A 1,202-nucleotide genomic window follows, 5' to 3' on the forward strand; every position below is an offset into this window, starting at 1 on the left:
GGACGTTTCCGCGGAGGTGATCGTGGCGGGGTGTCTGCACGTAGCGGGATCTCGAGACCCGCGAAACTGCGATCGATCGCCAAGGCTGTGGCCAGTGGATTAGGTTAACGCTCAATCATAACGGCACTTGCCGACGAAAAATCGAGGACGCGTCCAGGTCGTTTTGAACATCCGATGCTATTCGGAATGTCCGCCGGCAGCGCGCTTCCACTCATTTGGTGCTTGGCCACCGGAGTCCGTTCTTCCAGCGATGGTGGAGAAGCGGACTCGTGGGAGCCACGGTTATTCTGTCAATGTCGTCGGCTCCGATCGGCGCGCTCGCTTTGCAGGTCCTGTTGATGATGTGGAATTGGTTGTTGAGAAGCGTCGTATATCGCTGGAAGATTATCTGGGCCCTAATCCTTGCAAGTTTAGGCGGCGATCTGCCGTTCGAGATCAGGCAGGTAATAGTTGTCGAGCAGAATGCGGTTCTTCAGGGGTCTGGTGCCAGCGCTGGATCTCTCCGTGGGTCTTGAGGGTGATACGGAGCACCGCGGACATCTGCATGCCCTTTTCGAGCCATCCTGGCCAGATCGTCCGCGACGTAACTCGATCCATTGTCGCTTGGAAGCCGGGGCCGTTGCCTGGCGGTGATGTGGTCAGGTGGCGGAGGCCGCGAGCGCCCGGTCGAGGGTAGCCGTGACGTCACCGCTGACTCATTTTCGAAGAAGTTTGCAAGGATAAGAAAACATCTTGCAGGGGCTCCTCAATTTAATTCGGGCTGCCCGAGCAAAAATCCGCATGAAATTTATGAACAGGGCCGGAATAAGCATGAATCGGATTTTGTTTTTTCTGGCCATGGCTTGCCTGGCCGCGGGTCCTCCAAGCCTGTGCTTCGCGGAGGATCACGCGACAGGTGGTTCAAACAAGCTTTCGCGGGAGGAATGGCAGTCTCGCGTTAATGCCACTCGTGCACGGCTGGAACAGCGACGGGAAGAACTGCGGCTCGAACGCGAGAAGCGACTTGGACCAAAACGGGAGGAGCTAAGGCTCGATCGCGAGAAGCGAATTAAGCCAAAGCCGGACGAGTTGCGGCGCGAGCGCGAACACAAAGGCGGCGAATTCCCGCCCCCCTGGTGGGAAGTAGCATTGATCCTGCCCTCTTTGGCATGCCGGACGCGACGACTGCTGGCGTGCAGCCTGGCGTGACGCTCACCGCCTAC

At 58.2% G+C, this 1,202-nt stretch carries 1 protein-coding gene and 1 pseudogene; one reads left to right on the forward strand and one right to left on the reverse strand.

Annotation, left to right across the window (positions count from 1 at the left end; genetic code table 11):
• Positions 1-413: 413 nt before the first annotated feature.
• Positions 414-686, reverse strand: a pseudogene (locus tag YU9_RS47005) (IS3 family transposase); the annotation flags it as partial.
• A 46-nt stretch (positions 687-732) separates the two neighbouring features.
• On the opposite strand from YU9_RS47005, the gene YU9_RS48635 reads away from it, so the two are divergent.
• Entirely contained in the window at positions 733-1,188 is a 456-nt protein-coding gene (locus YU9_RS48635) for a hypothetical protein (protein WP_156952381.1), read from the forward strand.
• The last annotated feature ends 14 nt before the right edge of the window (positions 1,189-1,202 follow it).

Source organism: Bradyrhizobium sp. WSM1743 (assembly GCF_000473065.1).
GTDB lineage: Bacteria > Pseudomonadota > Alphaproteobacteria > Rhizobiales > Xanthobacteraceae > Bradyrhizobium.